This window comes from Pseudomonas syringae pv. cilantro, assembly GCF_001293775.1.
Classification (GTDB): Bacteria; Pseudomonadota; Gammaproteobacteria; order Pseudomonadales; family Pseudomonadaceae; genus Aquipseudomonas; species Aquipseudomonas syringae_P.
Map to the genome: position 1 here is coordinate 117698 of NZ_LGLN01000010.1, position 26215 is coordinate 143912.

Genomic DNA, 26215 nt, shown 5'->3' on the forward strand with positions numbered 1-26215 from the left:
TCCAGGGAGCTGGACGTCATCACCGAATCGATCTTGCAGGCGCAACGCATCAACCAGATCCTGCAGGGGGAGTGATGGCAGACACTATCAAGACGCTGATTACCGGCGTCGACAAGCTGTCTCCAACGCTGGCAACGATTCGCACCAACGTTGATGGTTTCCAGGCCAGGCTTGAAAGCTCTGGCCTGGGAGACGTCAAGGTCGGTGAGATGATCAAGAGCAATGCGTTAGCAGAGCCCTTGATTGCCGGGGTAAAGGCGGCGATCGGTTTCGAGACCAGCATGGCCGGCGTGAAACGCTCGGTCAGCTTTGAAACACCGCAGCAGTTCCAGCAGATGGGGGCCGACATTCTGGACCTCAGTGAACGGTTGCCGGAAAGCGCCAACGGCATCGCGGCGATTGTTGCCGCCGGTGCCAAGGCCAATGTACCGCGCGAAGAACTGACCGGGTTTGCCAGCGACGCCGTGAAAATGGGTGTCGCCTTCGATCAGACGGCGGCCGAGTCGGGCGACATGATGGCCTCATGGCGATCTTCGTTCCAGATGACTCAACCGCAAGTCGCGGCGCTGTCCGAGAAGATCAACGTGCTTGGCGGCAACAACCTGGAAAAGAAAATCGCCACCATGGTTACTGCAATGGGCCCGCTCGGGCCGGTTGCGGGGCTGGCGTCCGGTCAACTGGCGGCGATGGGCGCCACCCTGGCCAGCGTCGATGTGCCGGCCGATGTGGCGGCCAGCGGCATGAAGCGATTCATGCAGTCGTTGACCGAAGGCGGCGCGGCGAAAGCCGGGGCATTCGAGGCGTTGCAACTCGACGCCAATCAGCTGACCCAGGGCATGCAGAGCGACCCGTCCGGGACCATTGAAAAGGTCCTGACGGCGGTTTCCAGTGTTGACCCAGGCAAACAGTCGGATGTCATCACGCAACTGTTCGGCGCCGAATCGCTGGGGGCGATCACACCGCTGCTGGCCAACCTTGACGTGCTCAAGTCCAACCTGGCCAAGGTCGGCGAGGGTGTGCAGAACAGCGGCACCATCGAGAAGGAATTCGCCGACAACTCCCAGACCACGGCGACCGCCATCAAAGAGATGACCAACCGTGTCGATCGTCTGGGCATCAATATCGGCAGTATGTTTCTGCCTGCGATGAACGAAGCAATGGCCGTGATCGGGCCGATGATTTCTCAGGTCGCTGCACTGGCGGCCGAGCACCCTGGCGTGATCAAGGGTGTGGTGGGCGCGGCTATTGCGTTCGGCGTCTTGCAAGTTGCCGTTATCGCTGCAACAGGTGCAGCCCGACTGCTGAGTGCGGTAATGGGCATGTCGCCGCTGGGCCTTATCGTACGCGGCCTTGCGCTGGCGGCAGGTTTTCTGATCGCCAACTGGTCGACCGTCGCGCCTAATTTTCAGGCCGTGTGGGAGGCGATTCGCGGGCCGGCCATGGCGCTGTGGGATGTACTCAAGGCGGTGTTTGCCTGGACGCCGCTCGGCTTGATCGTGGCCAACTGGCAGCCGTTGTCCGAGTTCTTTGCAGCGCTTTGGGATGTGATCAAAGCGCTGGCGACGCCGTTTTTCGACTTCCTGCAGACGCTGTTCGCCTGGTCGCCATTGGGCATGCTCGTGACCAATTGGCAGCCAGTCTCCGAGTACTTCACCGGGTTGTGGGAAATCATCAAGGCCGAGGCACTGCCGTTTGCCGAGGTGCTGGCAACACTGTTCAGTTTTTCGCCGCTGGGCATGGTTATCGAGAAATGGCAGCCGATCAAAACCTGGTTCGCGGATTTGTGGGCGGACATCAAGCCGTTCATCGAGCCGATCATGAGCTGGTTTGGTGGCGACGGAGATAAGTCCCTGCTGAAAAGCGCTACCGAAAAGGTCAATCAGTTCTCTGAAGAACAACGGGTACGCAATGCAGGGCCAGGCGGCGGGACCGGGGCGTTTCTGGCTGCCAACGCTGTCGAGACCAGCCGCTCGCAACAGCAGCAGCTCAACCTGGCGACCGGCGTGCCGCCGACCAGTCAATTGCTCGGCGCGCCGAACTTTCCGGCCCCCGGCAACCTGTTGTTGCAACAGGGCACTTCGGGGGCCGGTTCGCGGCTTGAAGGCGAACTCAATATCCGCTTTGAAAACGCACCGCCCGGCATGCGTCCGGGACAAGTACAGACCAACCAGCCGGGTTTGACGATATCGCCAAACGTCGGTTATCGAACCCTCGGCGCAGGAGCCGGATCATGAGTACATGGCGTGACAGCCTGCTGCCAGCGTCTTTCCGGGGCGTCGGTTTTTTCATTGAAAAAGCCGTCGTTCCGGTGGGCCGCAAGGGGCAATTGCATGAGTTTCCACAACGCGACGAGCCGTATTTCGAGTCGCTGGGCAAGCAGTCGCAGGTTCACACGCTGACGGCCTTCATTGTCGGTCGCGACTGTTTTGAACAACGAGACAAGCTGCTTCAGGCGCTGGAGCAGGAAGGGGCGGGCGAGCTGGTGCATCCGTGGTTGGGGCGCATGCCGGTACAGGTCGGGCAGTGCAGTGTTACGCACACTCTGAGCGAAGGCGGGCTGGTCAAGCTGGATCTGATGTTCTATCCGGCCAACCCGCTCAAGTTTCCTGTGTCGACGCTCAACACCCGACGGCAGTTGCTGGGCGCGTCCGAGAGCCTGCTGGACTCGGCGCTTCGTCGTTACCGCTCGGTCATGGCGACTGTGGATGCCGTGCGTATCAACATTCAGGCGTTGCGAAGCGCGCTGTCCGGGGTGTTTGCCACTATTCAGCGGCAGTTCGCGCCGTTCATGACGATCTATTCGGATGTCACTGCGTTGGTGCATTCGCTGGTCAATGCGCCGCTGACGGTGAGCACGTTGTTTTCCACGTTCTTCGCCAGCTTTGACGGCGACAGGCGTCGATCTGGAAGAACTGACGGCAGCAGCAATATCGGCGGGGCGAGTATCGGAACGAGTGCTGGCAGCGCTGTCGGCGGCAGTTCCGGTGGTGGTAGCGCCTCTGGTTCAGGCGGCTCCGCGAGTGGCAGCAATGTCAGCGGCGCTTCCAGCGGCTCGGCGTCCGGATCGGGCAGCACGTCCACCCGTCAGGCATCCCGGACGGCCATTAACGGCGGAGGGTCCTCTGTTGAAACGGTTCCTTACCGGTCGGTTATTTCCGAGGCCACCCAACAGGCGGAGGCAGTGTCCAGTATCAATCTGGTCAACCAGGGCAGCGGGCTGGACACCGGCGTGACGGCTCAGGCCACTGCGAATCTGGTTCAGGATGCACTGTTGGTCAAAGTGGCGAGAATCGTCGCGAGCATGCCGGTGGCGGCGAAGGTCACGCCGCTGACGGTGGTGCCGTCGCTGGATCAGCAGGTGACGCAAGCGCTGCAACGTGTGGATGTGCCGGTGGCCGATGATGTGATCGAGCTGCGGGACACATTGAGTTCGGCCATCTGGGAAGCGTCGCTGAAAGCCGACCCCGAACATTACCTGGCGCTGAACACTTTGCGACAGGCATTGGTCCGGCACCTCAACGCGGTGGCAGCGTCTGGTGTGCGTCTGGTGGACATGCAGGTGTCCGAACCGCTGCCTGCGCTGGTGCTGGCCTATCGTCGTTTCGGTGATGCCAGCCGGGGGCAGGAAATCGTCCAGCGCAACCGGTTGGCCCACCCGGGTTTCGTGCCGCCCGGCACGCTTAAAATCGCTCAGGAGTGACCCATGATCGACCCTGATGTTGTCACCCTGACGGTTGGCGATCACGACTATGCCGGTTGGAAGTCGGTGGAAATCTCTGCCGGGATCGAGCGTCAGGCACGCAGCTTTGAAGTGAGCATTACCTGGCAGTGGCCGGGCACTGAAGTCGCGCATCCGATCATGCCCGGCGCTGCCTGCGAAGTGCGTATCGGCGGCGAATTGATTCTGACCGGCTGGGTATTTGCCGCGCCGATCAGCTATGACGGCAAGCAGGTCACGCTGAAGATTTCCGGTCGCTCGAAAACCGCCGATCTTATCGACTGCGCGGCCATCAACAAGCCCAGCCAGTGGAAAGAGGTCGGGGTGCTGAAGATCGTTCAGGCGCTGGCTGCTCCCTATGCGTTGTCGGTAATCAGCGAAATCCCGGAAACCTCGAAAATGGCCGATCACACCATTGAGCCTGCCGAAAGCGTGTTCAAGTCCATCGACCGGCTGTTGACCCTGTTCCGGATTTTTTCCACCGATGACGAGTTCGGCAATGTGGTGCTGGCAAGGCCGGGCAGTCGAGGGCAGACCGCAGACGCGCTGGAACTCGGCAAGAACGTGTTGAGCGCCATCATCACGAGGGATTTTTCCGGGCTTTTTTCCGAATACCGGGTCATTGGTCAGCAGACCGGTAATGACAAGACGTTCGGCAAGGAAGCGGCGGAGGTGTCAGCGGTCGTTACCGATGACAGGAATAAAGAGCGCCTGCGCGTGCTGATCATTCATGAGGATGCGCCGATCACACCCCGGCTTGCCCTGAGCCGCGCCAATTGGGAGCGCGGTCAGCGGGCAGGCAAAGCGCTGCTCACCACCTACAAAGTGCAGGGCTGGCGGCAGTCCAACGGCGCGCTCTGGCGGCACAACACGATGGTGCAGGTGGTTGATCCGGTCATCGGCCTGCGCAGGAACATGCTGATTTCAGCCGTGACCTACTCGCTGACTGACCAGGGCACCACCACCACGCTGGTGGTCGGTCCGCCTGAGGGCTTCCAGGCCGAGCCCGGTGACCCCAACAAGCACAGCAAAGTGCAGCTCAATCAGGACGCTTACTCCTGGCTGCTGCCTATCGATGAGGAAACAAACGCATGAGCTTACTCAATCGCATGCTGGTGCGCGGCACGGTGGTGCTCGCCAAGGCCAGCAGCAAAATGCAGGCGCTGCAAATGCGCCTCACCGCCGGGGAGGTCAAGGACGACATGGAGCATTTCGAGCCTTACGGCTTTACCAGCAACCCGTTGGCTGGCGCCGAGGGCATCGCCGCCTTTATCGGGGGTGACCGGTCACACGGTCTGCTGCTGGTGGTGGCCGACCGACGCTATCGCCTCAAGGGCCTGGAGTCGGGCGAAGTGGCGATCTACACCGACGAGGGCGACAAGCTTCACCTCAAGCGCGGCAAAGTCATCGACATCGAAACCGGCACCTTGAACATCAAGGCAGCCGTGGCGGTGAATTTCGACACGCCGCAAATCACCCAGACCGGAAAGATCGTGTCTCAGGGCGATCAACTCGCTGGAGGCATCAGCCAGATCAGCCATCTGCATGGCAACGTGCAGGGCGGTAATGGCCAGAGCGGGCCGCCCGTCGGAGGTGCCGGATGATTATCGAAGGCTCTTTGCAGGCTTCGTTGCTGCGCTCGGTGGTCATCAGCCTGTTCATCTGGCGTCGCGCCGAAACCGACGATCCGTTCGACGATGCCGAACGCTTTGGCTGGTGGGGCGACACCTACCCGGCGCAGGCCAATGACCGCATCGGCTCCAGGCTGTGGCTGCTGCGTCGGGTCCGGCTTACTGCCCAGACCCAGCGTGACGCCGAGTTCTATGCGCGCGAAGCGCTCGCCTGGCTGATCGACGATGGTCAGGTCACGCACATCAACATCCTTACCGAACAGGTTCAGAGCAATCGCCTGAACCTGGGCGTCGAGCTGGTCGTCTCCGACGGTCAGGTCGTACGCTTCAACCCCTCTGAACAGTGGCAGGTGATTTATGCCGTTTGAAACGCCTACGTTACCGGCGCTGATCAACCGAACCCAGGTCGACCTCGCCGACGAAGCGCTGCGCCAGTCCGATGCTCGGGTACTGTCGCGCGCACACAGCGGTGCAGCCTATGGGCTGTACGGCTATCAGGACTGGATCGCCGACCAGATTCTGCCGGACACCGCCGACGAGGACACCCTCGAACGGCAAGCCATCCTGCGCTTGCGCCAACCACGCAAGGTCGCGCAGGCCGCCAGCGGTTCGGTGCGCTTTACCGCTGCGGCCGGGGCTGTGCTGGATGTGGACACCGTTTTGCAATTCAGCGACGGACGCTTCTTCCGAGTGACCAAAGGCGTCACCACGGTCGCGGGCAACAACACAACCACGGTCGAAGCAGTGGATGCAGGCATTCTCGGTAACGCCGATGCTGGCCTGGCGATGACGGCGGTGCAGCCGATCGAAGGCATCGACAGTACGTTCATCGTGGTCGGCGACGGTCTGGCGGGTGGCATCGCGCAGGAAAGCATCGAGTCGTTGCGCGCGCGCGTGGTGCGCTCTTATCGCGTCATTCCGCATGGCGGCAATCAGGACGATTACGTGACCTGGGCGCTGGAACTGCCGGGCGTAACGCGTGCCTGGTGCGTGCGTCGTTACTTGGGGCCAGGCACCGTCGCGGTGTTCTTCATGCGTGACGATGATGTCAATCCGATCCCCGACGCCGGCCAACTGGCTGAAATGGCTGCCTATCTAGAGCCGCTGCGACCGGTGACTGCCGAGGTGTACGTGCTGGCGCCGGTGCAGAAGCCGGTGGTCTACACCATCAGACTGACACCCGATACCTCGGCGGTGCGCGCGGCGGTCGAGGCCCAGTTGCTGGACCTGCACAACCGCGAGGGCGGACTGGGCGAAACCCTGCTGCTGACGCACATCGCCGAAGCCATCAGCCGGGCTGCAGGCGAAACCGATCATGTGCTGGTTTCGCCGGTCGCCAACGTCACGGCGGCGGCCAATCAGTTGCTCACGTTCGGGGGCATCCAATGGTCGTCATAAGAACCGCCGAGCACTACGCCGGGCAACTTCAAGCGCTGCTGCCTCCCGGCCCCGCCTGGGACCCGGAGCGCGTGCCGCAATTGCAGCAAGTCATCACCGGTCTGTCCCGCGAGTTTGCGCGCATCGACGGGCGCGCGTTCGACCTGCTCAACGAGATGGACCCTGCCACCGTCAGTGAGCTGGTGCCGGATTGGGAGCGGGTCATGAACCTGCCTGACCCGTGTCTGGGGCTCAAACCCCTGTTCGCCGACCGGCGCCTGTCTGTGCGCCAGCGGCTAGTGGCAGTGGGAGGGCAGAACGCAGCGTTCTACATCGACATTGCCATCAGCCAGGGCTACCCCGACGCCACCGTGACCGAACACCGAGCGCCCCGTATGGGGCGTTCGCGTTTTGGCCTGGCGCACTTCGGCACCTGGAACGCGCAATTCATGTGGACCCTGAACACCGGCGGCCGCCAGCGGCTGGGGCGGCGCTTCGGGGCCAGCTACTGGGGCGAGCGATTCGGGGTCAACCCTGGCACCGCGATCGAGTGTTTGATTCGTCGAGCAGCACCGGCGCACAGCGTCGAATTCGTTAACTTCAACTGAGGAACACAATGTGGATTATCCCAAGAGTGTGCCAAGCGTAGGCTTGGTCAGCGGCAAATTTGTAGATGAAAACCCGGCCACCGGCACGCCCGGCTCGCTGATCCCTGCAGCCTGGGGGAACTCGGTGACGCAGGAGATTTTGAACGTCATCCAGGGTGCCGGCCTGGTGCCCAATGAGGCGGATGTCACCCAGTTGCATCGGGCTATTCTGGGCCTCGCCGCGTCTGATTATAAAAAGGCCGTGCGCTGCGCCACGACGGTGTCGATCGGCCTGAGCGGCCTGCAGACCATTGATGACGTCGTACTGGTCACGGGCGACCGCGTGCTGGTCAAGAATCAGGACACTGCGTCGCAGAACTGGATTTATGTGGCTGCGGCAGGCGCCTGGACCCGCGCGCAGGATGCGAACGAAAGTAACGAATGCAACCCCGGGCACCTGGTGCCGGTGCAGGCCGGCACGAAAAACGCCGGGACGGTATGGCAGTTGGTCAACACGGTATTTCCGGTATTGGGAACAACGGCGCTGGTGTTTGAGCGTTTGCTGGGACGTAGTGGCGTGGCAGCGGGTGATTACACTCGCGTAAAGGTCAACAAGTTCGGTCAGGTGGAAGAGGGGAGTAACCCGACGACACTCAGCGGTAACGGTATTCAGGATGCCTATACAAAAGCCGAGGCGGATTTGCGCGATCTGCAACGGCCTTTGCGGGATTCCATCACTTATGTCGGCTTGGCTAACAACAAACCTGATGCGCCTTACATGCGCCGTGAGTCCGATGGGGCTTTGGTTCCCCTGCAGCCGAGCCTGGGTTTTGCGCCGGTGCAACAAGGGGGGGGTGTGGGGCAGCAAACCAATTCGGTGAAAATCGGTTGGTCGCCTACAGGCTTGAAGGCGACAGTTGATGTCACTGACTTGGGCAACCTCTGGTACTCCGGTAACTTCGACCCCGCAGGTAAAGCCAACTGGGGGGCTACACTGGCGAGCTATAGGATTTCGGATGCTTACACAAAGGCCGAGGTGTACGCTAAAAGTGAAGTCGACACGCGGGTGGCAGAAAGGGCTCTAGCTGACAGCATCTCTTTCGTGGGGTTGGGCAGTGGTGATCTAACGCAGCCTTACATGCGACGGGTTGCTGACTCAGTTATCTGCTGGCTTCAGACCAAACTGAACTATACACCGGTTCAGCAGGGCACCGGTATCAGCCAGAACAATGCGGTCGTAAAGATGGGCTGGTCGCCCAGCGGACTCAAAGCAACAGTCGACGTTACTGATATTGGAAATTTTTGGTATTCATCTAACTTTGACCCCGGCACCAAAGCTAACTGGGGCACAACATTGGCTGCTTATGGCATCACCAATGCGTACACAAAAGCCGAGATCGACGCTCGCGAAGCACAGCTTGCCGGAACGGATTCGATATCGGCAGTAGGATTAGCCGGTAATGATCCGACGCTGCCTTATATGCGCCGTCTATCAGATAATCAAGTGTACTACTTGCAGCCGCGCTTGGGCTTTGCGCCTGTTGAACAGGGCGGTGGTCCCAATATGTCTACCAGCAGAATTCGCATTGGTTACAACAATGCCGGGAGTTTGCGCCTTCAAGTAGACAGTTCTGACCTGGGTGACATTATCAATGATCAGAATCTAACAGCTAAACTTGTCGCGATAGGACTTGGAGGCATTGGGTCGTATGCTCTTGCGCGGGTCATAAACTCTCAGGGGGCGGTCAATCAGGGCGGTATAGTGGCGGGCGCTAACTTGATTTATAGCTCCACAAACAGTAGCGACGGAACCACTAATAATTCTGGGATTATTAATGTAGGAACCTGGCGCGCCCATGGGGCGTTTTCCAATAATGAACGTACTCTCTTTCAACGAGTTTCATAAAGGTAATCACATGAACACAGTATCAAGTGCTCGTAATCCTCGCTGGGCCGATCAGGCCCATACATCTATCGTTCTTTGGGTGGTCTTTGAGGAGACCAAGGAGTTGTATGGTGAAGTGCCCTTCGCCGCCTCTGCCGATGACCCGGAACCACATGGTGTTGATCTTTTCAATCGCGCAATCGCAGGTGAGTTTGGCGAGATTCTTGAGCCTACCGAAGATATGGTCATGGCACACGTCATGATTATGCGTGGCGGTTATTCGGCCGGGGCTACTGAAAAAATCAATGCATTGGCTAACGAGCTGGATACTTTGCAAGACGCCGTCGCACTGGGCTTGGCCACTGAATCTCAACGGGAAGCCCTGCCTGCGCTAAAAGCTGAGCTTGATGCATATCGACTGTACCGCGTGCAACTCGCCCAACTCGATGCGCAGCCAGGCTTTCCGGAATCGTTCGTCTGGCCCGTACCGCCTGCGTCGCCATTCGTATACGTAAAGCCGATTGAACAGCCAACACCGTTCACAGGTGTGAGTGCAGACGAACTGCCCAAGTAATAACGCCCCGCACTGACGGGGCGTTGTTTTATCTGCAATCCACGTGGCTTTAAGCAGGAGGGTTTTATCAACTCGGGGTGCAGCTTGGTTCTGCAAGCCTTACAGGAGGAACTATGCCTATCAACCAGCAACAACTGCTAAAAATCCTCCCCAACGCCGGCCCGCAAGCCGGCGTTTTTGTTCCTGCGCTTAACACCGCCATGACCCGCTACGCCATCAATACCCGGCTGCGCATCGCCGGATTCATCGCCCAGGTAGGGCATGAATCCGGGCAGCTTCGCTATGTGCGTGAACTGGGTGGCAACAGCTATCTCTCCATGTACGACACGGGGCAGTTGGCGCTGCGTCTGGGCAATACGCCAGACGCAGATGGCGACGGCCAGCTCTATCGGGGTCGCGGGCTGATTCAGGTGACGGGGCGAGCCAACTATGAGGCGTGCGGGGAGGCGCTGGGGCTGGATCTGTTGCGCCAGCCGCAACTGCTCGAACAGCCAGACCACGCGGCCATGTCGGCGGCGTGGTTCTGGGATAGGGCCAACCTCAACGTACTGGCAGACAAGGGCGACTTTCTGATGATCACCCGCCGTATCAACGGCGGCACCAATGGTCTCGCTGACAGGCAAGTGCTGTATCAGCGGGCACTGGAGGTGCTGCCATGAAAGCGCTGGATGCGCGATTCCTGATCCTGGCATTCGTGCTGGGTTCGGGGCTGGGTACGTGGACGGCCTGGAAGTGGCAGGCGGCGTGTTACGGCCTGCAACTGTCAGCGCAAGCGCAGGGTTATCAGCGCGAGCGTGAGCAGGCGGCGCTGGCGGTCGTCGACTGGCAGAACGCCGAACAGGCCAAAAGGCGCGCGCTGGAAATCCGCCTGCGTGACAGTGACACAACCCTTCACAAGGAATTGAGCGATGCTCAGACCTCTCAAACTCGTTTGCGCGACCGTCTGGCCACTGCTGATCTGCGGCTGTCAGTCCTTCTCGCCAACCCCCTCGCGGATGATGAAATGCCAGCCACCGCCGACGCCGGCGGCCTGGTTCATGGAAGCGCGCGAGGCGAACTTGACCCGGCGGCTGCTGGGCGAATTGTCGCCATCACCGATGACGGCGATCAGGGATTGATCGCCTTGAAGGCCTGCCAGGCCTACGTGCGCGAGATTGCGCACTGATGTTTCCCTCCCGCAAAGGCCATCGTGCCCCCGCCTCAATCCCGCCTCCGCAAGGAGGTGCGGCCCTCTTTTCAGCCGTTGCCGGCTCATCAATCGGTCCCGCCCGGTACATTCATATTGCACCGGTCGATTCGGTACGCTAATGTCCCGAAACGTACCAACGAGACCCCCTCCCGTGACGACAGTCAGCAAGCTTTTGATGCGCGTTATCAAGGCTCACGCCCGTTGGCGTTGGCGCGCCTGACTATTTCCTTGCCGGCCCGGCCGGACCCGTACCTGTATGCCTTCGGTTTGTGATGTTTTTGCCGTTGTCACCTCAAGCGTTGTGGCTGAAGAGTGGCGCATGAGCGAAGCAGAATCCGGAAGGCCTGAATCAAAAGTCAGTAAATCAAAAGGTTGATAGCAAAATGTTGCTGATGATCGATAACTACGATTCCTTTACCTACAACGTCGTGCAGTACCTCGGTGAGCTTGGGGCAGACGTCAAAGTCATCCGCAATGACGAACTGACCATTGCCCAGATCGAGGCGCTGAACCCTGAGCGCATCGTGGTCTCGCCCGGTCCGTGCACGCCCAACGAAGCCGGTGTCTCGCTGGAGGTGATCAAGCACTTCGCGGGCAAGCTGCCGATTCTGGGTGTTTGCCTTGGGCATCAGTCCATCGGCCAGGCGTTCGGTGGCGAAGTGGTGCGCGCGCGGCAGGTGATGCACGGCAAGACCAGCCCGGTGGTTCACAGGGACGGCGGCGTGTTTGCAGGTTTGAACCATCCGTTGGTGGTAACCCGCTACCACTCGCTGGTGGTCAAAAGCGATACCCTGCCCGAGTGTCTGGAAATGACGGCATGGACGGCGCTGGAAGACGGTTCGGTTGACGAGATCATGGGCCTGCGTCACAAGACATTGAACGTCGAGGGTGTGCAGTTTCACCCCGAGTCGATCCTGACCGAGCAAGGTCACGAACTGTTCGCCAACTTTCTCAAACAGAGCGGCGGCCAGCGTCAGGGCTAAGGACTTTTTATGAATACTCCGATGAATATCAAAAACGCGTTGAACCGCGTGGTCAACCAGCTGGACCTGTCCACTGCCGAGATGAGCGAAGTCATGCGTGAGATCATGACCGGCCAGTGCACTGAAGCGCAGATTGGCTCGTTTCTGATGGGCATGCGCATGAAGAGCGAGACCATCGATGAAATCGTCGGTGCTGTTCTGGTCATGCGCGAGCTGGCCGACAAGGTCGAACTGAAAACCCTCGACGGCGTTGTCGACATCGTCGGCACGGGCGGTGACGGCGCGAATATTTTCAACGTGTCCACGGCTTCGGCGTTTGTCATTGCGGCCGCAGGCTGCACGGTAGCCAAGCACGGCAACCGCGCGGTGTCTGGCAAAAGCGGCAGCGCTGACTTGCTGGAGGCGGCAGGTGTGTACCTGAACCTGACGCCTGTTCAAGTGGCACGCTGCATTGACAGCGTCGGTATTGGCTTCATGTTTGCCCAGTCTCATCACACCGCCATGAAACACACTGCCGGCCCTCGCCGCGAGCTGGGGCTGCGCACATTGTTCAACATGCTTGGTCCGCTGACCAACCCGGCTGGCGTTCGTCATCAGGTCGTCGGTGTGTTCAATCAGGCACTGTGCCGCCCGCTGGCCGAAGTGTTGCTGCGTTTGGGCAGCACCCACGTGCTGGTGGTGCATTCGCAGGACGGTCTGGACGAATTCAGCCTGGCCGCGCCGACTTTCGTTGCCGAGCTGAAGAACGGCGAAGTGACTGAATACTGGGTGCATCCGGAAGAACTGGGTATAAAGAGTCAGAGCCTGTATGGCCTCGCGGTGGAAAGCCCTGCGCAGTCGCTGGACCTGATCCGCGACGCGCTGGGCCGCCGCAAGACCGAAAACGGCCAGAAGGCGGCGGAAATGATCTTACTCAATGCGGGCGCCGCTCTTTATGCGGCTGATCACGCTACAAGCTTGAAAGAGGGCGTAGCGCTGGCACACGATGCATTGCATACCGGCCTTGCGCGGGAAAAACTGGAAGAGTTGGGTGCCTTCACGGCGGTATTCAAGCAGGAGAACGAAGCATGAGCGTGCCAACCGTACTGGAAAAGATTCTTGTCCGAAAAGCCGAAGAAGTCGCGGCCCGTCGCGCGATCGTGAGCCTGGCCGAGCTCGAACAGCAGGCGGCCAAGGCTGATGCACCTCGTGGTTTCGCAAAAGCGATGATCAATCAGGTCAAGCTGAAGCAGCCTGCGGTCATTGCCGAAATCAAGAAAGCGTCGCCGAGCAAAGGCGTTATTCGGGAAAACTTCCTGCCTGCTGATATCGCCAGAAGTTATCAGGCGGGCGGCGCGACTTGTCTCTCGGTGTTGACCGATGTCGATTTCTTCCAGGGTTCCGATGCCTATCTGCAAGAAGCGCGTGCGGCGTGCAATTTGCCGGTGATCCGCAAGGATTTCATGATCGACCCGTATCAAGTGGTTGAAGCACGTGCTTTGGGCGCCGACTGTATTTTGCTGATTGTTTCGGCACTGGATGACGGGCGGATGGCCGAACTGGCCGCAGTTGCCAAGAGCGTCGGCCTGGATGTGCTGGTCGAGGTGCATGACGGCGACGAGCTGGATCGTGCGCTGAAAACGCTCGATACGCCATTGGTGGGCGTCAACAACCGCAACCTTCACACCTTCGACGTAAGTCTGGAAACCACGCTGGATCTGCTGCCGCGTATTCCGCGTGATCGCATCGTGATCACTGAAAGCGGGATTCTCAACCGGGCCGACGTCGAGCTGATGGAAATCAGTGATGTGTATGCGTTTCTGGTGGGCGAAGCATTCATGCGCGCAGAAAAGCCGGGCGCAGAATTGCAGCGTCTGTTCTTCCCGGAGCGCAAGCCGGCGGCGAGCGGTCCATCCATCGACTGATGGTCTTGAAGAACATTACGCTGAGGTCCGGCATGCAAGACCCGATCATCGATACCTGTGTCGAACAAGGCTTGCAGGCCGAACAGGATTTATTGGCGTCGGTCTGCGCCGGTGCGGCGGATCATGGGCTGCTGCTCTGGCGACCCAACGATCAAGCGCTGGTCATGCCGCGACGTATGAGCCGTTTGCCGGGCTTTGTCGAAGCCTGTGAGACCCTGTCTGATAATGGCTGGCCTGTACTGTTGCGGGAAACCGGTGGCGAGCCGGTGCCGCAATCTCGCGCAACCGTGAATATCGCCCTGGTCTACGCGCAGCCCCGGATGGACGCTGATCGGGACCGGATTGAAACCGCGTATTTGCGCCTGTGTCAGCCGCTTCTGGATTTACTGGCCGAACTGGGTGGCCGGGCGTCATTGGGCGAGGTGGCTGGCGCATTCTGCGACGGCCGCTTCAACGTCAATCTCGATGGCCGCAAGATGGTCGGAACTGCCCAGCGCTGGCGTCAGAGTCAGGGCGGAACGCGCCCGGTGGTGTTGGCTCACGGTGCGTTGTTGCTGGAAGACGAGCGCTTGCAGATGGCGGCGGCGGTCAATCGCTTCAACGAACTCTGCGAACTTGAACAACGTGTGCGAGCCGACAGCCACATTGACCTGCATGAAGCGTTTCCCGGTGTAGAGGTTGTGCCGCGTCTGGCACAGGCCTATCGGCAGCTGCTTTCCGGCCTCTGAATACCCGTTCTCAGCGCGTGCCGAAGACCACCATGGTCTTGCCTTTGACGTTGACCAGGCTTTGTTCTTCCAGAGCCTTGAGCACACGCCCGACCATCTCCCTTGAACAGCCCACGATGCGGCCGATTTCCTGGCGGGTGATCTTGATCTGCATGCCGTCAGGGTGCGTCATGGCGTCGGGCTGCTTGCACAGGTCGAGCAAGGTGCGGGCCACGCGCCCGGTGACATCCAGAAAAGCCAGATCGCCTACCTTGCGCGTGGTGTTGCGCAAACGTTCAGCCATCTGGCTGCCCAATGCATAGAGAATGTCCGGTTCCTGGCAGGCCAGCTCGCGAAACGTGTCGTAAGGGATCTCCGCTACTTCGCACTCGGTTTTGGCGCGCACCCACGCGCTACGCATTGACTCATGCCCCGGCAGTTCGAACAGACCCAGCTCACCGAAGAAATCCCCGCTGTTGAGATAGGCAACGATCATCTCGCGTCGTTCGTCATCCTCGATGAGTACCGTGACCGACCCTTTGAGAATGATGAACAACGAGGCCGAGCGTTCGCCCGCGTTGATGATGTTGCTTTTCGCGGCACAACGGCGACGTTCGGCATGCGGCAGCAGCTTCTCCAGAATGCTCGTTTTGGGTGTAAACGTTATCGCGACCATGCGTGACTTCCGAAATAAGACTATGGCCAAATGGCATACCTGTAGGTATCGGCTGCCGGTGGGTTCTCCGCAGCTTTTCAATACCGGGAAGGCATGATTTGCGAATATTCCTACACGTTTTCCCCGAATAGCATTTTTGCAGACGCCTCAGGCCATGCCCTGACGCTGTGCTAAGCTGGCGCCCCCTTTTTTACACTGGAGTCTTGGCGATGAAGGCACGCATCCAATGGGCTGGCGAAGCCATGTTCCTCGGCGAGTCCGGCAGCGGTCACGTGGTGGTCATGGACGGCCCGCCGGAAAGTGGCGGGCGCAATCTGGGCGTGCGTCCGATGGAAATGGTGCTGATCGGCCTGGGTGGCTGCAGCAACTATGACGTGGTCAGCATTCTCAAGAAGTCGCGCCAGCCGATCGAAAGTTGCGAAGCCTTTCTTGAGGCCGAGCGCGCGGACGAAGATCCGAAAGTGTTCACCAAGATACATTTGCACTTCGTCGTCAAAGGCCGTGGCCTCAAGGAAGCGCAAGTCAAACGTGCCATCGAACTGTCTGCGGAGAAGTATTGCTCGGCGTCGATCATGCTCGGAAACGCCGGCGTGAAGATCACCCACGATTATGAAATTGTCGAACTGGGCTGAGCGCCAGACATCCAACGATCATAAAAACGGCGCACACTCTGGCAGACGGCTTCGGACGTCTGCATAATGCGCCACTTTTTCAGGGCGCAGCGTGCATTGGTTTTCTGCTGGCAGCCCGAACAGACAACCAAAATCGCCAACGCGAAGAGGTGTTAACCGTCCTACGCAGATGAGCCGGGCTCACCTGACGGGCATGCTTGATCACGCGGCTGGCGCCGCACCCATATAGAGAGTTTTTAACGGTGAAAAGCAAACTCAAGCTCCACGGGTTCAATAACCTGACAAAGACCTTGAGCTTCAACATTTACGACATCTGCTATGCGGAAACCCCGCAGGACCAGCAGGCGTACGTCGAGTACATCAATAGTGTGTACGACGCAGAACGCCTGACGCGGATTCTGACTGATGTTGTCGATATCATTGGTGCCAATATCCTGAACATTGCGCGTCAGGATTACGATCCACAAGGTGCCAGTGTGACCATTCTGATCTCCGAGCAGCCGGTGACGCCTACCGAAAGCCAGATCGAAGAGTCGCCAGGTCCACTGCCGGAAACCATCCTGGCCCATCTGGACAAGAGCCACATCACGGTGCATACCTATCCGGAAATTCACCCGGTCGACGGTATTGCCACGTTCCGGGTAGACATCGATGTGTCGACCTGTGGCGTCATTTCACCGCTCAAGGCGCTGAACTACCTGATTCACAAGTTCGAGTCGGACATCGTCACCGTCGATTATCGCGTGCGCGGTTTCACCCGTGACGTGGAAGGCAAGAAGCATTTCATCGATCACGAAATCAACTCGATCCAGAATTACCTCTCCGAAGACACGCGCAACGGTTACCAGATGACCGACGTGAACGTGTACCAGGAAAACCTGTTCCACACCAAAATGCTGCTCAAGCAATTCGAACTGGATAACTACCTGTTTGGCGATGCCACCAGCAACTTGTCTGCCGAACAGCGTGAACAAGTGACCGCGAAGGTCAAACACGAAATGCTGGAAATCTTCTACGGCCGTAACGTAGCGGTTTAAACCCGGATTTCGGATATGAAAAAGGCGCCTCTCGCAGGCGCCTTTTTCGTTCTTGCTGCTTCAGATGCGATAGGTGGACTTGGTCATGACCTTGGCCAGAATACTCATGCCGAATTTGACCGGGGCCGGAAAGCGAAAGCCTCCTGCTTCGAGCGCGGATTCGGCGTGGTGTTCTTCATCGCTGAGCATCTGCTCCAGAATCGCCCGGGACTTGCCATCTTCGGTCGGCAGTTGTTCCAGGTGTTCGCTCAGGTGTTTGCAGACCTGATCTTCTGTTGCAGCAACGAACCCGAGGCTGACCCGGTCGCTGATGATCCCGGCGACTGCGCCCATCCCGAAGGACAGACCGTAAAACAGCGGGTTCAGCACGCTGGTGTGGCTGCCAAGCTGATGAATGCGCTGTTCGCACCAGACCAGATGATCGATTTCTTCTTCGGCCGCATGCTCCATGGCCTTGCGGACCTTGGGCAGCTTCGCGGTCAGCGCCTGGCCTTGATACAGCGCCTGTGCGCAGACCTCGCCGGTATGGTTGATACGCATCATGCCTGCGACATGCCGGGCGTCTGCCTCGCTCATCTTTTGATCGGGCTGGACGACTGCCGGGGACGGACGCCGTGCGTGGGCGCTCGACGGCAGCAGCGTGCGCATTGCGCTGTCGGCTTGCAGTAACAGACGGTCGATAGGGGAATATTGACGTTCGGTAGCCATGGGCACCTCCGGAAGAACCATGCGGGCAGTTTACCCGAATTGGCGTGGGGCGGCTGGGCCTGTGTCAGCCGGCCAGCGATCTTCAGGATCAGCCAGTCGGGTGACTCTCGTGGCGATTTCTCGATCAGCCCGGTGGCCAGTTCATCTGACGCTGACCCAGCACGTGCATGTGAATGTGATAGACGGTCTGGCCGCCCGACTCATTGCAGTTCATGACCACGCGGAAGCCGTCTTCACACCCCAGCTCGAGGGCCAGCCGTTGCGCTGTGAACAGAATGTGGCCCGCCAGGCCTTTGTCTTCTTCGGTCAGGTCATTGAGGGTACGAATCGGCTTTTTCGGGATCACCAGAAAATGCACGGGTGCCTGTGGAGCAATATCGTGAAAGGCCAATACCTGATCATCTTCGTAGATGATCTTCGCCGGAATTTCCCGATTGATGATTTTGGTGAACAAAGTATCCACAGCCGTTTGCTCCTTGTCGGTTGATGGGGGACGCAGCTTACTGCCGTGATCCCGAGTGTACTGCGCGAGACATGGCTCGCCCAGCGACCTTGGTCAGCGCGGGCAGAACTTCTTATTGATGTAACCGCTGATCTGGCGGGCCAGCCAGCGCGAAACCAGGCGCGGGCTGAGGGTCCAGAACCTGTTGCTGAGGCCTGGAATGATGATTGCCCGGTTTTTTGCCAGCGCCCTGACGGTGTACAGCGCCACCTCTTCAGGGCTCATCAGGTTATCGCCGTTCACCTGCAATTGCGCAGTACGGAAGAACGCCGTTCTGGTCGGGCCCGGGCACAATACCGAGACTTTGACGCCGGCCTTTTTCACTTCTTCACGCAGGCCCTCGGAAAAGTGCAGCACATACGCTTTGCTTGCGTAGTAGGTGCTCATCCATGGCCCCGGCTGGAAAGCTGCGACCGACGCGACATTGAGTATCTGTCCGCCGCCCTGGATAGCCATCAGATTGCCGACGGTGTGGCACAAGCGTGTGAGCGCGAGGATATTGAGGTCAATCAGGTCCTGCTCGACGCCCCAGTCCTGAGCCAGAAACGGCCCGCAGGTGCCGATGCCGGCGGCGTTGACCAGCAGGTCGATCTGGTGGGCACCGTCTTCCAGCTCCAGTAGAAAACCCGAGAGTCGCAGCGGCTCGCCCAGATCGCATGCGCGAATCAGCACCTCGACGCCAAAGCGCTGAGTGAATTCCAGTGCAATCGTTTCCAGCAAGTCACGCTGGCGGGCAACCAGAATCAGGTTGCGACCACGACGTGCCAGCGCCTCGGCCATGGCCAGGCCAATGCCACTGGAAGCGCCGGTGATCAGGGCGTAACGGGTCATGCATTTCTCCATTGAGCCTGTGCGCCCGGCCGTTCGCCGGGCGGCAGCAGTTTATTGCTTGTCGTTCTGGTCGTTGGACTCTTCATTGACATCATCAGGAGCGCTCAAGGCACTATCAGTGTCTTCCTGATCATCGTAAGGCAGGGTTTGTTCGTACTCGTCGGTCTTGAGCGCGAGCTCTTCTTTGGCCAGGTTTGCGATGCCGAAATAGATGCTGGCGACCGTGATCACTGGAATCATGGCAATCCACACCACCGCGAGAAACTTCACGCCACGTGTGTTGGGCGGCGGCGGTGGGCCGTACTGGTTCGGACCTTGTGTGCCGGGCAGCACCATGATCAGGAACGGAAACAAGGTGCCTACGAACGGTACGAGGTTCAGCAGCAGGAGCCAGCCTGACCAACCCAGGTCGTGTAGTCTCTGCACGCCGATCATCACGCCGATGGTGATAAACGCGATCACTAATACTGCGATCAACAAGCCGCCGCCGACCAGCGACCCGTTCATGACCGTCAGGGCCACCGAGAGCAGGACGATCAGCGTGACGCACTGAACCATGCTCCACGCCAGAAAACGCAGGCGGCCGATGCGGCCGTGAGTGGTGAAAACTTTGAGCGTGGAATGCCCGTACTCCTCGCTGCCGACCTGCGCCTTGGGCGGCGCGTAGGGCGATGCAGTTTGCGGCGCAAGCTTGTCGGCCGCCCAGGCGTTGGCGGGCGTGGTGACCTCATCCAGCGTGAGGCTGATGGCCTGGTCGGGTTCTATACGCGCTTCGACGCCCGCGTTTTTCAACGCGGCGATATAGCGTTCGGCTTCCGTATGCACCAGCCCGCGCTTGAGGGTCACGGGTGTGCCGCTGAACAGCTTCTCCACCGCCGCCGCATCGCTTTTGAACAATCCGGCCACATTGGCTTTTGCGGCTTCAGGCTCTACGCCGTCACGCACCTGCCCTTCAAACATGATCTTGAAGAGGGTTTCGGTCATACAGGGCTTCCTTGTCTTGAGTGGGGAACGGAGGGACGCCTACGCGCGGGCGTCCTTTCGTGTCTGATAAAGGCAGAGTGCAGGTCGGTCAGAACGGTTTGACGATGACCAGAATGACCACCGCAATCAGAATCAGCACCGGGATTTCGTTGAACCAGCGATAAAACACATGGCTGCGGCCATTTTCGCCACGGGCAAAGCGTTTCATCTGCGCACCGCACACATGGTGATAGCCTATCAACAGGAAAACCAGCGTCAGCTTCACGTGCATCCAGCCCTGGCTGAAATAACCGCTAGGGTCGAAGCTGATCAGCCAGCCGCCGAAGATCAGCGTGGCGATCATCGCCGGTGTCATGATGCCGCGGTACAGTTTGCGCTCCATGATGATGAAACGGTCACGGCTGACGGTGTCCTCGCTCATCGAGTGGTAGACAAACAGTCTTGGTAGATAGAACAGGGCTGCAAACCAGCAGACCATCGAGATCACGTGCAGCGCTTTGATCCATAAATAGAGCATTTTTGATTATTCCCAGGTTCACGGTGGCCGAATAGTAGTGTCTTGTGCGCCCTTACGTCACGTTGTCGGTTGTCGCAGAGGTCGTAGGCTCCTATTATCGACCGCTTTCCAGTTGTTTCGTTGAGGGCAGGTTATGGTCAAGGTCGGTATCGTCGGCGGCACGGGTTACACCGGAGTCGAGCTGCTGCGTCTGTTGGCACAGCATCCGCAGGCAGAAGTGGTGGTGATTACCTCTCGCTCGGAGGCCGGTCTGCCAGTCGCCGACATGTACCCGAACCTGCGAGGCCATTACGACGGCCTGGCGTTCAGCGTGCCGGATGTCAAAACCCTGGGGGCCTGTGATGTGGTGTTCTTCGCTACGCCCCACGGTGTTGCTCACGCCCTGGCGGGTGAGCTGCTTGCGGCAGGCACCAGGGTCATCGACCTGTCTGCCGATTTCCGTTTGCAGGATCCGGTCGAGTGGTCCAAATGGTACGGTCAGCCTCATGGTGCACCGGAGCTGCTGCAAGACGCGGTCTACGGGCTGCCGGAAGTCAATCGCGAGCAGATTCGGAACGCGCGTTTGATTGCGGTGCCGGGTTGCTATCCAACGGCTACCCAACTGGGCTTTCTGCCGTTGCTTGAGGCGGGTATTGCCGACAAAACTCGCCTGATAGCCGACTGTAAGTCTGGCGTGAGCGGTGCAGGGCGCGGGTTGAGCATTGGCTCGCTGTACTCGGAGGCCAACGAAAGCTTCAAGGCCTATGCCGTAAAAGGTCACCGCCACTTGCCTGAAATCACCCAAGGGCTGCGTCGCGCAGCGGGTGGCGATGTCGGCCTGACCTTCGTTCCGCATCTGGTACCGATGATCCGCGGCATCCACTCCACGCTTTACGCAACGGTTGCTGATCGCTCGGTAGACCTGCAAGCCCTGTTCGAGAAGCGCTATGCCGACGAGCCGTTTGTAGACGTGATGCCTGCGGGCAGCCATCCAGAGACTCGCAGTGTGCGCGGTGCCAACGTTTGCCGAATCGCTGTGCATCGTCCGCAGGATGGCGATCTGGTGGTGGTGCTCTCGGTCATCGATAACCTGGTCAAGGGTGCGTCGGGGCAGGCGGTTCAAAACATGAACATCCTGTTCGGCCTGGACGAGCGCGCCGGGTTGTCTCATGCGGGGATGATGCCTTAGAGGGGCAGCTTCAAGTGACAAGCTTCAAGCTTCAAGATAAAGGCGAGTTGGCCCATGCTCTTTGTAGCTTGTAGCTGCTCCCAACCAAATAGTTGACCGTTTTTCTGGGAGAAGCGGATAATGCCGTCATTACGCATTACGACGGCTAACGCCGGGAGATATCTGACATGAGTGTTGAATCCTTCACGCCTACGGCTTTGGAATTCACCCCAAATGCAGCGCACAAGGTGAAAACCCTGGTCGATGAAGAGGGCAATGATCGCCTTAAACTGCGTGTGTTCGTTACAGGCGGTGGTTGCTCGGGTTTTCAGTACGGCTTCACGTTCGATGAAGATGTGGCAGACGACGATACGATCGTCGAGCGCGAGGGCGTGAGCCTGGTGGTCGATCCGATGAGCTTCCAGTATCTGGCGGGCGCTGAAGTGGACTATCAGGAAGGGCTGGAGGGTTCGCGGTTCGTGATCAAGAACCCGAATGCTTCCACGACCTGTGGTTGCGGTTCCTCGTTTTCGATCTGAACAGACCACTGCGAACACGTTTCTGAAAACAAAAAAACGCCGCTCATTGAGCGGCGTTTTGCGTTCAGGCATCAGGTCAGGCAGGGTAGATTGCACCCAGAATCCGCAGGCCTCTGGCGCCGGTCACCGTCGGACGGTTCGCCGGGACACTTTCAAGGCAGCAATGCGCCAGCCATGCAAAGGCCATTGCCTCTACCCAGTCCGGGTCTACGCCGAACTTTGCGGTGCTGCTGACTTTGGTGTCCGGCAGCAGATCGGCAAGACGATTCATCAGCGCGGTGTTATGCGCGCCACCGCCGCAAACCAGCAGGTCGTTGGTGCTCGACTGCGCGGATTGCAGCGACTCGGTAATGGTCAGTGCGGTCAGTTCCAGAAGCGTTGCCTGCACGTCTTCCGGCGCCAGTGTCTGGAACTGGAAGAGGTGATGGCGAAGCCAGCCAAGGTTGAAGACCTCCCGGCCAGTACTTTTCGGGCCTTTAGTCTGGAAGAACGGATCGCTGAGCAGCGTGTTCAGCAACTCTTGGTTGACCTGACCGCTCGCCGCCCAGTTGCCGTCTTCGTCGTAGCTCTGTGTCAGCTTGGATTGAATCCAGGCGTCGAGCAGTACGTTGCCAGGCCCGCAATCGAAGCCTTCAACAGGTCGATCCGACTCGATCAGGCTCAGGTTGCTGAACCCGCCAATGTTCAGAACGGCGCGATGATTCTTGTTGTCATCGAACAGCGCTTCATGGAAAGCCGGCACTAATGGCGCGCCTTGGCCCCCAGCAGCGATATCGCGACGACGGAAGTCACTCACCACGGTGATTTCAGTCAGTTCGGCAAGCAGAGCAGGGTTACCGATCTGAATGCTGTAACCACGAGCAGGCTCATGGCGAATGGTCTGGCCGTGGCTGCCAATGGCGCGTATCTGGCCGGCTACCATGTTCTGCTCTTTCAGCAAGGTCAGAACACCTTCAGCGACCAGTCGGCACCACTTCTGCTCGGTAACGGCTGCGCGAGCCAGCTCGTCCGCGCCGCTGGAGCAAAGCGCCAGCAATTCCGCATGCAGGTCTTCCGGCATGGGAATGTAGTGAGTTGCCAGAAGTATCGGTCGGTTATCCTGCTCCAATAGGGCGATATCGATCCCATCGAGGCTGCTGCCGGACATCACACCTATATAGAAGTAGGCCATGGATTACCTTTTATTGGAGGCCAGCGTGGTGGCCTTTTCCTGATCCATGCGCGCCATTAACGGCTGGCTTTGCTGCATGAAGCGCTGTTTTTCGGATTTGGCGATCGGATCCGCCATCGGAAGCTTCTGACCCAGCGGGTCTACGTGCACGCCATTGACCTGAAATTCATAGTGCAAATGCGGGCCAGTCGACAAGCCGGTGGTTCCAATATAGCCGATCACCTGGCCTTGCTTCACAGAACTGCCGGTTTGCACGCCTTTGGCGAAGCCTTGCATGTGACCATACAGCGTGCGGTAGGTGTCGCCGTGCTGGATGATGACTGTGTTGCCGTAACCGCCACGACGTCCTGCCAGCAGGACCTTGCCGTCGCCGGTTGCCTTGATGGGTGTGCCGCGTGGCGCCGCATAGTCGACACCTTTGTGCGCGCGGATCTTGTTCAGGATCGGGTGTTTGCGCCCCATCGAGAACATCGAGCTGATGCGGGCGAAGTCAACCGGTGTGCGGATGAAGGCCTTGCGCATGCTGTTGCCATCGGCGGTGTAATAATTGGTCGTGCCTTGTTTACTTGTATAGCGGACGGCCGTGTAAGTCTTGCCGCGGTTTGTGAAACGCGCTGCCAGAATGTTGCCGGTGCCGACGTTCTTGCCGTTGACCACTTTCTGCTCGTACACCACATCAAACTCGTCACCCTTGCGGATGTCCTGAGCGAAATCAACGTCGTAGCCAAAGATATTGGCCATGTCCATCGTCATGCTGTGGCTCAACCCGGCGCGCTGGGCTGACTGCGACAGAGAACTGTTGATCACCCCGTGTACATAGGCGTTACGCACGTTGGGCTTGCTGATTTCGCGATTGAATGCGTATCCGGTCGCTGTCTTCGACAGGCTGATGGTTTCGACTTCGCTGAGTTTGGTGTGCAGTTGCTTGAGCTGGCCGTCCGGTGTCATCTCGAACTGGAAGGTCTGACCATTCTGCAGCTTGCTGAATTGCCTGGCTTGCTTGTCACTGGCCAGTACTTCATGAACTGTGGCGGCCGGAAGGCCGACCTTTTCGAACAGCGTCGACAAGGTGTCACCTTTGCTGACGGTGACTTCCCGGTGCAGCGGATCCTTGATTGCGGCAGGTGCCGGTTTTTCTGTTACAGGCTGTGCCGCGGCGGTGTCCTGAGCCTGATCTTCGGTGGCGTCGATCTGGGCAAATGGCGATTCAGCGGTTTCAGGTGTGGCTTGAGTGGCGTCTGGAGCGTCTTGGTCTTGTACGTCCTGATCTGGCATCTCCAGATCAAGGGCAAGGTTCGTTCGTTTGGCTTCGACTTCGCTTGAAGGAAAAACCAGGAGAGCCAGGCTCAACAACGCGGCAATGCCGCTTGCAGCGAGCAGGTGACTCTTCGGATAAAGCGGGGGCGCTTTAGGCGGTGTGTCTTTCATAGGTAATTTGACTTTGAAAAAGGTGAAATGGAAAAGATGAATGACATGATGAAGATGAAATAACTGTATAAAATATAACCAAAACCTGCTCGAAGCAACCCTTCCTGCGGATCAGTGCCTGATTCGCGGGCGAACGCTGGGCAAAACTTGTAATTGGGCTCTGATCTTGTAAGGTTGAGCCCCTTTGAATTGGGGGCTGAAATGAAGTCGGTTGAAGAACAGCTGACGCTGATCAAGCGCGGTGCGGATGAACTCCTGGTTGAGGCTGAACTGGTCGAGAAACTGAAGCGTGGCCAACCGCTACGTATCAAGGCTGGTTTCGATCCGACGGCACCCGACCTGCATCTGGGCCATACCGTCCTTATTAACAAGCTGCGCCAGTTCCAGGATCTTGGGCATCAGGTCATCTTCCTGATTGGCGATTTCACCGGGATGATCGGTGATCCCAGCGGCAAGAGTGCCACGCGTCCGCCGCTCACCCGTGAGCAGGTTCTCGACTACGCCGAGACCTACAAGTCTCAGGTCTTCAAGATTCTCGATCCGGCCAGGACCGAAGTGGCTTTCAACTCGACGTGGATGGACAAGCTCAGCCCCGCTGACTTCATTCGTCTCTCCTCGCAATACACCGTTGCGCGAATGCTCGAGCGTGACGACTTCGACAAGCGCTATAAAAGCAACCAGTCCATCGCCATCCACGAATTCCTGTATCCGCTGGTGCAGGGTTACGACTCGGTCGCTTTGAAAGCTGACGTCGAGCTGGGTGGTACCGATCAGAAATTCAACCTGCTGATGGGGCGCGAACTTCAGCGCTCTTACGGGCAGGAGCCGCAGTGCATTCTGACCATGCCGTTGCTGGAAGGGCTGGATGGCGTGAAGAAGATGTCCAAGTCGCTGGGCAACTATGTCGGCATTCAGGAAGCGCCAGGCATTATGTACAGCAAGCTGGTCTCGATCCCCGATTCCCTGATGTGGCGCTACTTCGAACTGTTGAGCTTCCGCTCGATGGAAGAGATCGATGGCTTCAAGGCTGATTGCGACGCGGGTGCCAATCCGCGTGATATCAAGATCAAGCTGGCTGAAGAGTTGGTGGCGCGCTTCCATGGTGAAGAAGCTGCGGCCAATGCGCACCGTTCTGCGGGTAACCGTATGAAGGAGGGGGAGCTGCCGGCTGATCTGCCGGAGATATCGGTAACGGCGGCTGAAGACATGCCAATCTCGGCTGTCCTTAATAAAGCCGGGTTGGTAAAGAATGCGGCGGTTGCGCGTGATCTGCTGGCTTCTGGCGGTGTACGTATAGATGGTGAGGTTGTTGATCGTGGGTTTGTCTTCAAGCTGAGTGCTACTCATGTCTGCCAGGCAGGCAAGAAGGCTTTCGGGCGCGTTACCCTGGTTTCTGAAGAAAGTTCAAAATAACGGTTGACGCGCTCTGTGATGTGTCTATAATTCGCCCCACTTCCGGCGCAGACGGAAACGAAAAAGTCTTGTAGA

The 26215-nt window shown here is 58.8% G+C and carries 28 protein-coding genes; 20 read left to right on the top strand and 8 right to left on the bottom strand.

Features of this window, described 5'->3' with window-relative positions:
• Positions 1-74 precede the first annotated feature (74 nt).
• From ABJ99_RS01225 to ABJ99_RS01295, 15 genes are all read left to right on the top strand, one after another.
• A complete protein-coding gene (locus tag ABJ99_RS01225) occupies positions 75-2234 on the top strand; it encodes a phage tail tape measure protein (protein WP_054084261.1) in 2160 nt (719 codons plus the stop codon).
• Positions 2231-3700 (top strand): DNA circularization protein, encoded by a 1470-nt coding sequence (locus ABJ99_RS01230; protein WP_054084262.1) that lies wholly within the window; start codon positions 2231-2233, stop codon positions 3698-3700. Before ABJ99_RS01225 ends, ABJ99_RS01230 begins: the two co-directional genes overlap by 4 nt.
• Before the next feature lie 3 nt (positions 3701-3703).
• A complete protein-coding gene (locus ABJ99_RS01235; protein WP_054084263.1) occupies positions 3704-4813 on the top strand; it encodes a phage baseplate assembly protein in 1110 nt (369 codons plus the stop codon).
• Positions 4810-5322 carry a phage baseplate assembly protein V gene (locus ABJ99_RS01240; protein ID WP_054084264.1) on the top strand — a complete coding sequence of 171 codons (513 nt, stop codon included), beginning with the start codon at positions 4810-4812 and terminating at the stop codon, positions 5320-5322. The genes ABJ99_RS01235 and ABJ99_RS01240 overlap by 4 nt, the downstream gene beginning before the upstream one ends.
• Complete coding sequence (locus ABJ99_RS01245; RefSeq protein ID WP_054084265.1) at positions 5319-5717, top strand: phage GP46 family protein; 399 nt, start codon at positions 5319-5321, stop codon at positions 5715-5717. The genes ABJ99_RS01240 and ABJ99_RS01245 overlap by 4 nt, the downstream gene beginning before the upstream one ends.
• Complete coding sequence (locus tag ABJ99_RS01250) at positions 5707-6747, top strand: baseplate J/gp47 family protein (protein ID WP_054084266.1); 1041 nt, start codon at positions 5707-5709, stop codon at positions 6745-6747. Before ABJ99_RS01245 ends, ABJ99_RS01250 begins: the two co-directional genes overlap by 11 nt.
• On the top strand, positions 6735-7334 hold the full coding sequence (locus ABJ99_RS01255; protein ID WP_054084267.1) for a YmfQ family protein: 600 nt from the start codon (positions 6735-6737) through the stop codon (positions 7332-7334). Before ABJ99_RS01250 ends, ABJ99_RS01255 begins: the two co-directional genes overlap by 13 nt.
• 10 nt (positions 7335-7344) lie before the next feature.
• Entirely contained in the window at positions 7345-9219 is a 1875-nt protein-coding gene (locus ABJ99_RS01260) for a hypothetical protein (protein ID WP_054084268.1), read from the top strand.
• A gap of 10 nt (positions 9220-9229) precedes the next feature.
• Positions 9230-9772 (top strand): tail fiber assembly protein, encoded by a 543-nt coding sequence (locus ABJ99_RS01265; RefSeq protein WP_054084269.1) that lies wholly within the window; start codon positions 9230-9232, stop codon positions 9770-9772.
• Positions 9773-9885: 113 nt separating this feature from the next.
• Positions 9886-10431 carry a glycoside hydrolase family 19 protein gene (locus tag ABJ99_RS01270; RefSeq protein ID WP_054084270.1) on the top strand — a complete coding sequence of 182 codons (546 nt, stop codon included), beginning with the start codon at positions 9886-9888 and terminating at the stop codon, positions 10429-10431.
• Complete coding sequence (locus ABJ99_RS01275; protein ID WP_054084271.1) at positions 10428-10937, top strand: lysis system i-spanin subunit Rz; 510 nt, start codon at positions 10428-10430, stop codon at positions 10935-10937. The genes ABJ99_RS01270 and ABJ99_RS01275 overlap by 4 nt, the downstream gene beginning before the upstream one ends.
• 407 nt (positions 10938-11344) lie before the next feature.
• Positions 11345-11944: an aminodeoxychorismate/anthranilate synthase component II gene (locus ABJ99_RS01280; protein WP_054084272.1), complete on the top strand. Its 600-nt coding sequence runs from the start codon at positions 11345-11347 to the stop codon at positions 11942-11944.
• A 21-nt stretch (positions 11945-11965) separates the two neighbouring features.
• Entirely contained in the window at positions 11966-13015 is a 1050-nt protein-coding gene (trpD, locus tag ABJ99_RS01285) for an anthranilate phosphoribosyltransferase (RefSeq protein WP_054084273.1), read from the top strand.
• Positions 13012-13848, top strand: a complete 837-nt coding sequence (gene trpC, locus ABJ99_RS01290; RefSeq protein WP_054084274.1) for an indole-3-glycerol phosphate synthase TrpC — start codon at positions 13012-13014, stop codon at positions 13846-13848. The genes trpD and trpC overlap by 4 nt, the downstream gene beginning before the upstream one ends.
• Before the next feature lie 32 nt (positions 13849-13880).
• Positions 13881-14576 (top strand): lipoate--protein ligase family protein, encoded by a 696-nt coding sequence (locus ABJ99_RS01295; RefSeq protein WP_054084275.1) that lies wholly within the window; start codon positions 13881-13883, stop codon positions 14574-14576.
• A 10-nt stretch (positions 14577-14586) separates the two neighbouring features.
• Here ABJ99_RS01295 and crp read toward each other — a convergent pair whose 3' ends face one another.
• Entirely contained in the window at positions 14587-15231 is a 645-nt protein-coding gene (gene crp, locus ABJ99_RS01300; RefSeq protein ID WP_054084276.1) for a cAMP-activated global transcriptional regulator CRP, read from the bottom strand.
• A gap of 209 nt (positions 15232-15440) precedes the next feature.
• Between crp and ABJ99_RS01305 the strand changes: the two genes are divergently transcribed.
• Both ABJ99_RS01305 and speD read left to right on the top strand, forming a co-directional pair.
• On the top strand, positions 15441-15863 hold the full coding sequence (locus ABJ99_RS01305; protein ID WP_024674774.1) for an OsmC family protein: 423 nt from the start codon (positions 15441-15443) through the stop codon (positions 15861-15863).
• 242 nt (positions 15864-16105) lie between these two features.
• Positions 16106-16900, top strand: a complete 795-nt coding sequence (gene speD, locus ABJ99_RS01310) for an adenosylmethionine decarboxylase (protein ID WP_002551946.1) — start codon at positions 16106-16108, stop codon at positions 16898-16900.
• A gap of 60 nt (positions 16901-16960) precedes the next feature.
• Here speD and coq7 read toward each other — a convergent pair whose 3' ends face one another.
• The 5 genes from coq7 to hemJ all read right to left on the bottom strand — a co-directional run bounded on the left by coq7 (position 16961) and on the right by hemJ (position 20442).
• On the bottom strand, positions 16961-17608 hold the full coding sequence (coq7, locus tag ABJ99_RS01315; protein WP_054084277.1) for a 2-polyprenyl-3-methyl-6-methoxy-1,4-benzoquinone monooxygenase: 648 nt from the start codon (positions 17606-17608) through the stop codon (positions 16961-16963).
• 124 nt (positions 17609-17732) lie between these two features.
• On the bottom strand, positions 17733-18071 hold the full coding sequence (locus ABJ99_RS01320) for a histidine triad nucleotide-binding protein (protein ID WP_054084278.1): 339 nt from the start codon (positions 18069-18071) through the stop codon (positions 17733-17735).
• Between the two features lie 93 nt (positions 18072-18164).
• Positions 18165-18941: an SDR family NAD(P)-dependent oxidoreductase gene (locus ABJ99_RS01325; protein WP_007251895.1), complete on the bottom strand. Its 777-nt coding sequence runs from the start codon at positions 18939-18941 to the stop codon at positions 18165-18167.
• A gap of 51 nt (positions 18942-18992) precedes the next feature.
• Complete coding sequence (locus tag ABJ99_RS01330) at positions 18993-19925, bottom strand: DUF805 domain-containing protein (RefSeq protein WP_054084279.1); 933 nt, start codon at positions 19923-19925, stop codon at positions 18993-18995.
• A gap of 88 nt (positions 19926-20013) precedes the next feature.
• Positions 20014-20442 (bottom strand): protoporphyrinogen oxidase HemJ, encoded by a 429-nt coding sequence (gene hemJ, locus ABJ99_RS01335; protein ID WP_007251893.1) that lies wholly within the window; start codon positions 20440-20442, stop codon positions 20014-20016.
• Between the two features lie 133 nt (positions 20443-20575).
• Here hemJ and argC point away from each other — a divergent pair, with 133 nt between their 5' ends.
• Together argC and erpA are read left to right on the top strand one after the other, a co-directional pair.
• A complete protein-coding gene (gene argC / locus ABJ99_RS01340) occupies positions 20576-21610 on the top strand; it encodes an N-acetyl-gamma-glutamyl-phosphate reductase (protein WP_054084280.1) in 1035 nt (344 codons plus the stop codon).
• 167 nt (positions 21611-21777) lie between these two features.
• Positions 21778-22128 carry an iron-sulfur cluster insertion protein ErpA gene (gene erpA / locus ABJ99_RS01345; protein ID WP_002551953.1) on the top strand — a complete coding sequence of 117 codons (351 nt, stop codon included), beginning with the start codon at positions 21778-21780 and terminating at the stop codon, positions 22126-22128.
• A 76-nt stretch (positions 22129-22204) separates the two neighbouring features.
• Here the strand turns inward: erpA and ABJ99_RS01350 are convergent, their stop codons facing one another.
• Together ABJ99_RS01350 and ABJ99_RS01355 are read right to left on the bottom strand one after the other, a co-directional pair.
• Positions 22205-23299: an anhydro-N-acetylmuramic acid kinase gene (locus ABJ99_RS01350; RefSeq protein ID WP_054084281.1), complete on the bottom strand. Its 1095-nt coding sequence runs from the start codon at positions 23297-23299 to the stop codon at positions 22205-22207.
• A 3-nt stretch (positions 23300-23302) separates the two neighbouring features.
• Positions 23303-24727 carry a peptidoglycan DD-metalloendopeptidase family protein gene (locus tag ABJ99_RS01355; protein WP_054084282.1) on the bottom strand — a complete coding sequence of 475 codons (1425 nt, stop codon included), beginning with the start codon at positions 24725-24727 and terminating at the stop codon, positions 23303-23305.
• 201 nt (positions 24728-24928) lie between these two features.
• Between ABJ99_RS01355 and tyrS the strand changes: the two genes are divergently transcribed.
• Complete coding sequence (gene tyrS, locus ABJ99_RS01360) at positions 24929-26140, top strand: tyrosine--tRNA ligase (protein WP_054084283.1); 1212 nt, start codon at positions 24929-24931, stop codon at positions 26138-26140.
• The last annotated feature ends 75 nt before the right edge of the window (positions 26141-26215 follow it).

Coding starts and splice junctions, on each gene's coding strand:
- ABJ99_RS01225 (WP_054084261.1), top strand. CDS start 75: ATGGCAGACACTATCAAGACGCTGATTACCGGCGTCGACAAGCTGTCT.
- ABJ99_RS01230 (WP_054084262.1), top strand. CDS start 2,231: ATGAGTACATGGCGTGACAGCCTGCTGCCAGCGTCTTTCCGGGGCGTC.
- ABJ99_RS01235 (WP_054084263.1), top strand. CDS start 3,704: ATGATCGACCCTGATGTTGTCACCCTGACGGTTGGCGATCACGACTAT.
- ABJ99_RS01240 (WP_054084264.1), top strand. CDS start 4,810: ATGAGCTTACTCAATCGCATGCTGGTGCGCGGCACGGTGGTGCTCGCC.
- ABJ99_RS01245 (WP_054084265.1), top strand. CDS start 5,319: ATGATTATCGAAGGCTCTTTGCAGGCTTCGTTGCTGCGCTCGGTGGTC.
- ABJ99_RS01250 (WP_054084266.1), top strand. CDS start 5,707: ATGCCGTTTGAAACGCCTACGTTACCGGCGCTGATCAACCGAACCCAG.
- ABJ99_RS01255 (WP_054084267.1), top strand. CDS start 6,735: ATGGTCGTCATAAGAACCGCCGAGCACTACGCCGGGCAACTTCAAGCG.
- ABJ99_RS01265 (WP_054084269.1), top strand. CDS start 9,230: ATGAACACAGTATCAAGTGCTCGTAATCCTCGCTGGGCCGATCAGGCC.
- ABJ99_RS01270 (WP_054084270.1), top strand. CDS start 9,886: ATGCCTATCAACCAGCAACAACTGCTAAAAATCCTCCCCAACGCCGGC.
- ABJ99_RS01275 (WP_054084271.1), top strand. CDS start 10,428: ATGAAAGCGCTGGATGCGCGATTCCTGATCCTGGCATTCGTGCTGGGT.
- ABJ99_RS01280 (WP_054084272.1), top strand. CDS start 11,345: ATGTTGCTGATGATCGATAACTACGATTCCTTTACCTACAACGTCGTG.
- trpD (WP_054084273.1), top strand. CDS start 11,966: ATGAATATCAAAAACGCGTTGAACCGCGTGGTCAACCAGCTGGACCTG.
- trpC (WP_054084274.1), top strand. CDS start 13,012: ATGAGCGTGCCAACCGTACTGGAAAAGATTCTTGTCCGAAAAGCCGAA.
- ABJ99_RS01295 (WP_054084275.1), top strand. CDS start 13,881: ATGCAAGACCCGATCATCGATACCTGTGTCGAACAAGGCTTGCAGGCC.
- crp (WP_054084276.1), bottom strand. CDS start 15,231: ATGGTCGCGATAACGTTTACACCCAAAACGAGCATTCTGGAGAAGCTG.
- ABJ99_RS01305 (WP_024674774.1), top strand. CDS start 15,441: ATGAAGGCACGCATCCAATGGGCTGGCGAAGCCATGTTCCTCGGCGAG.
- coq7 (WP_054084277.1), bottom strand. CDS start 17,608: ATGGCTACCGAACGTCAATATTCCCCTATCGACCGTCTGTTACTGCAA.
- ABJ99_RS01325 (WP_007251895.1), bottom strand. CDS start 18,941: ATGACCCGTTACGCCCTGATCACCGGCGCTTCCAGTGGCATTGGCCTG.
- ABJ99_RS01330 (WP_054084279.1), bottom strand. CDS start 19,925: ATGACCGAAACCCTCTTCAAGATCATGTTTGAAGGGCAGGTGCGTGAC.
- hemJ (WP_007251893.1), bottom strand. CDS start 20,442: ATGCTCTATTTATGGATCAAAGCGCTGCACGTGATCTCGATGGTCTGC.
- argC (WP_054084280.1), top strand. CDS start 20,576: ATGGTCAAGGTCGGTATCGTCGGCGGCACGGGTTACACCGGAGTCGAG.
- erpA (WP_002551953.1), top strand. CDS start 21,778: ATGAGTGTTGAATCCTTCACGCCTACGGCTTTGGAATTCACCCCAAAT.
- ABJ99_RS01350 (WP_054084281.1), bottom strand. CDS start 23,299: ATGGCCTACTTCTATATAGGTGTGATGTCCGGCAGCAGCCTCGATGGG.
- ABJ99_RS01355 (WP_054084282.1), bottom strand. CDS start 24,727: ATGAAAGACACACCGCCTAAAGCGCCCCCGCTTTATCCGAAGAGTCAC.
- tyrS (WP_054084283.1), top strand. CDS start 24,929: ATGAAGTCGGTTGAAGAACAGCTGACGCTGATCAAGCGCGGTGCGGAT.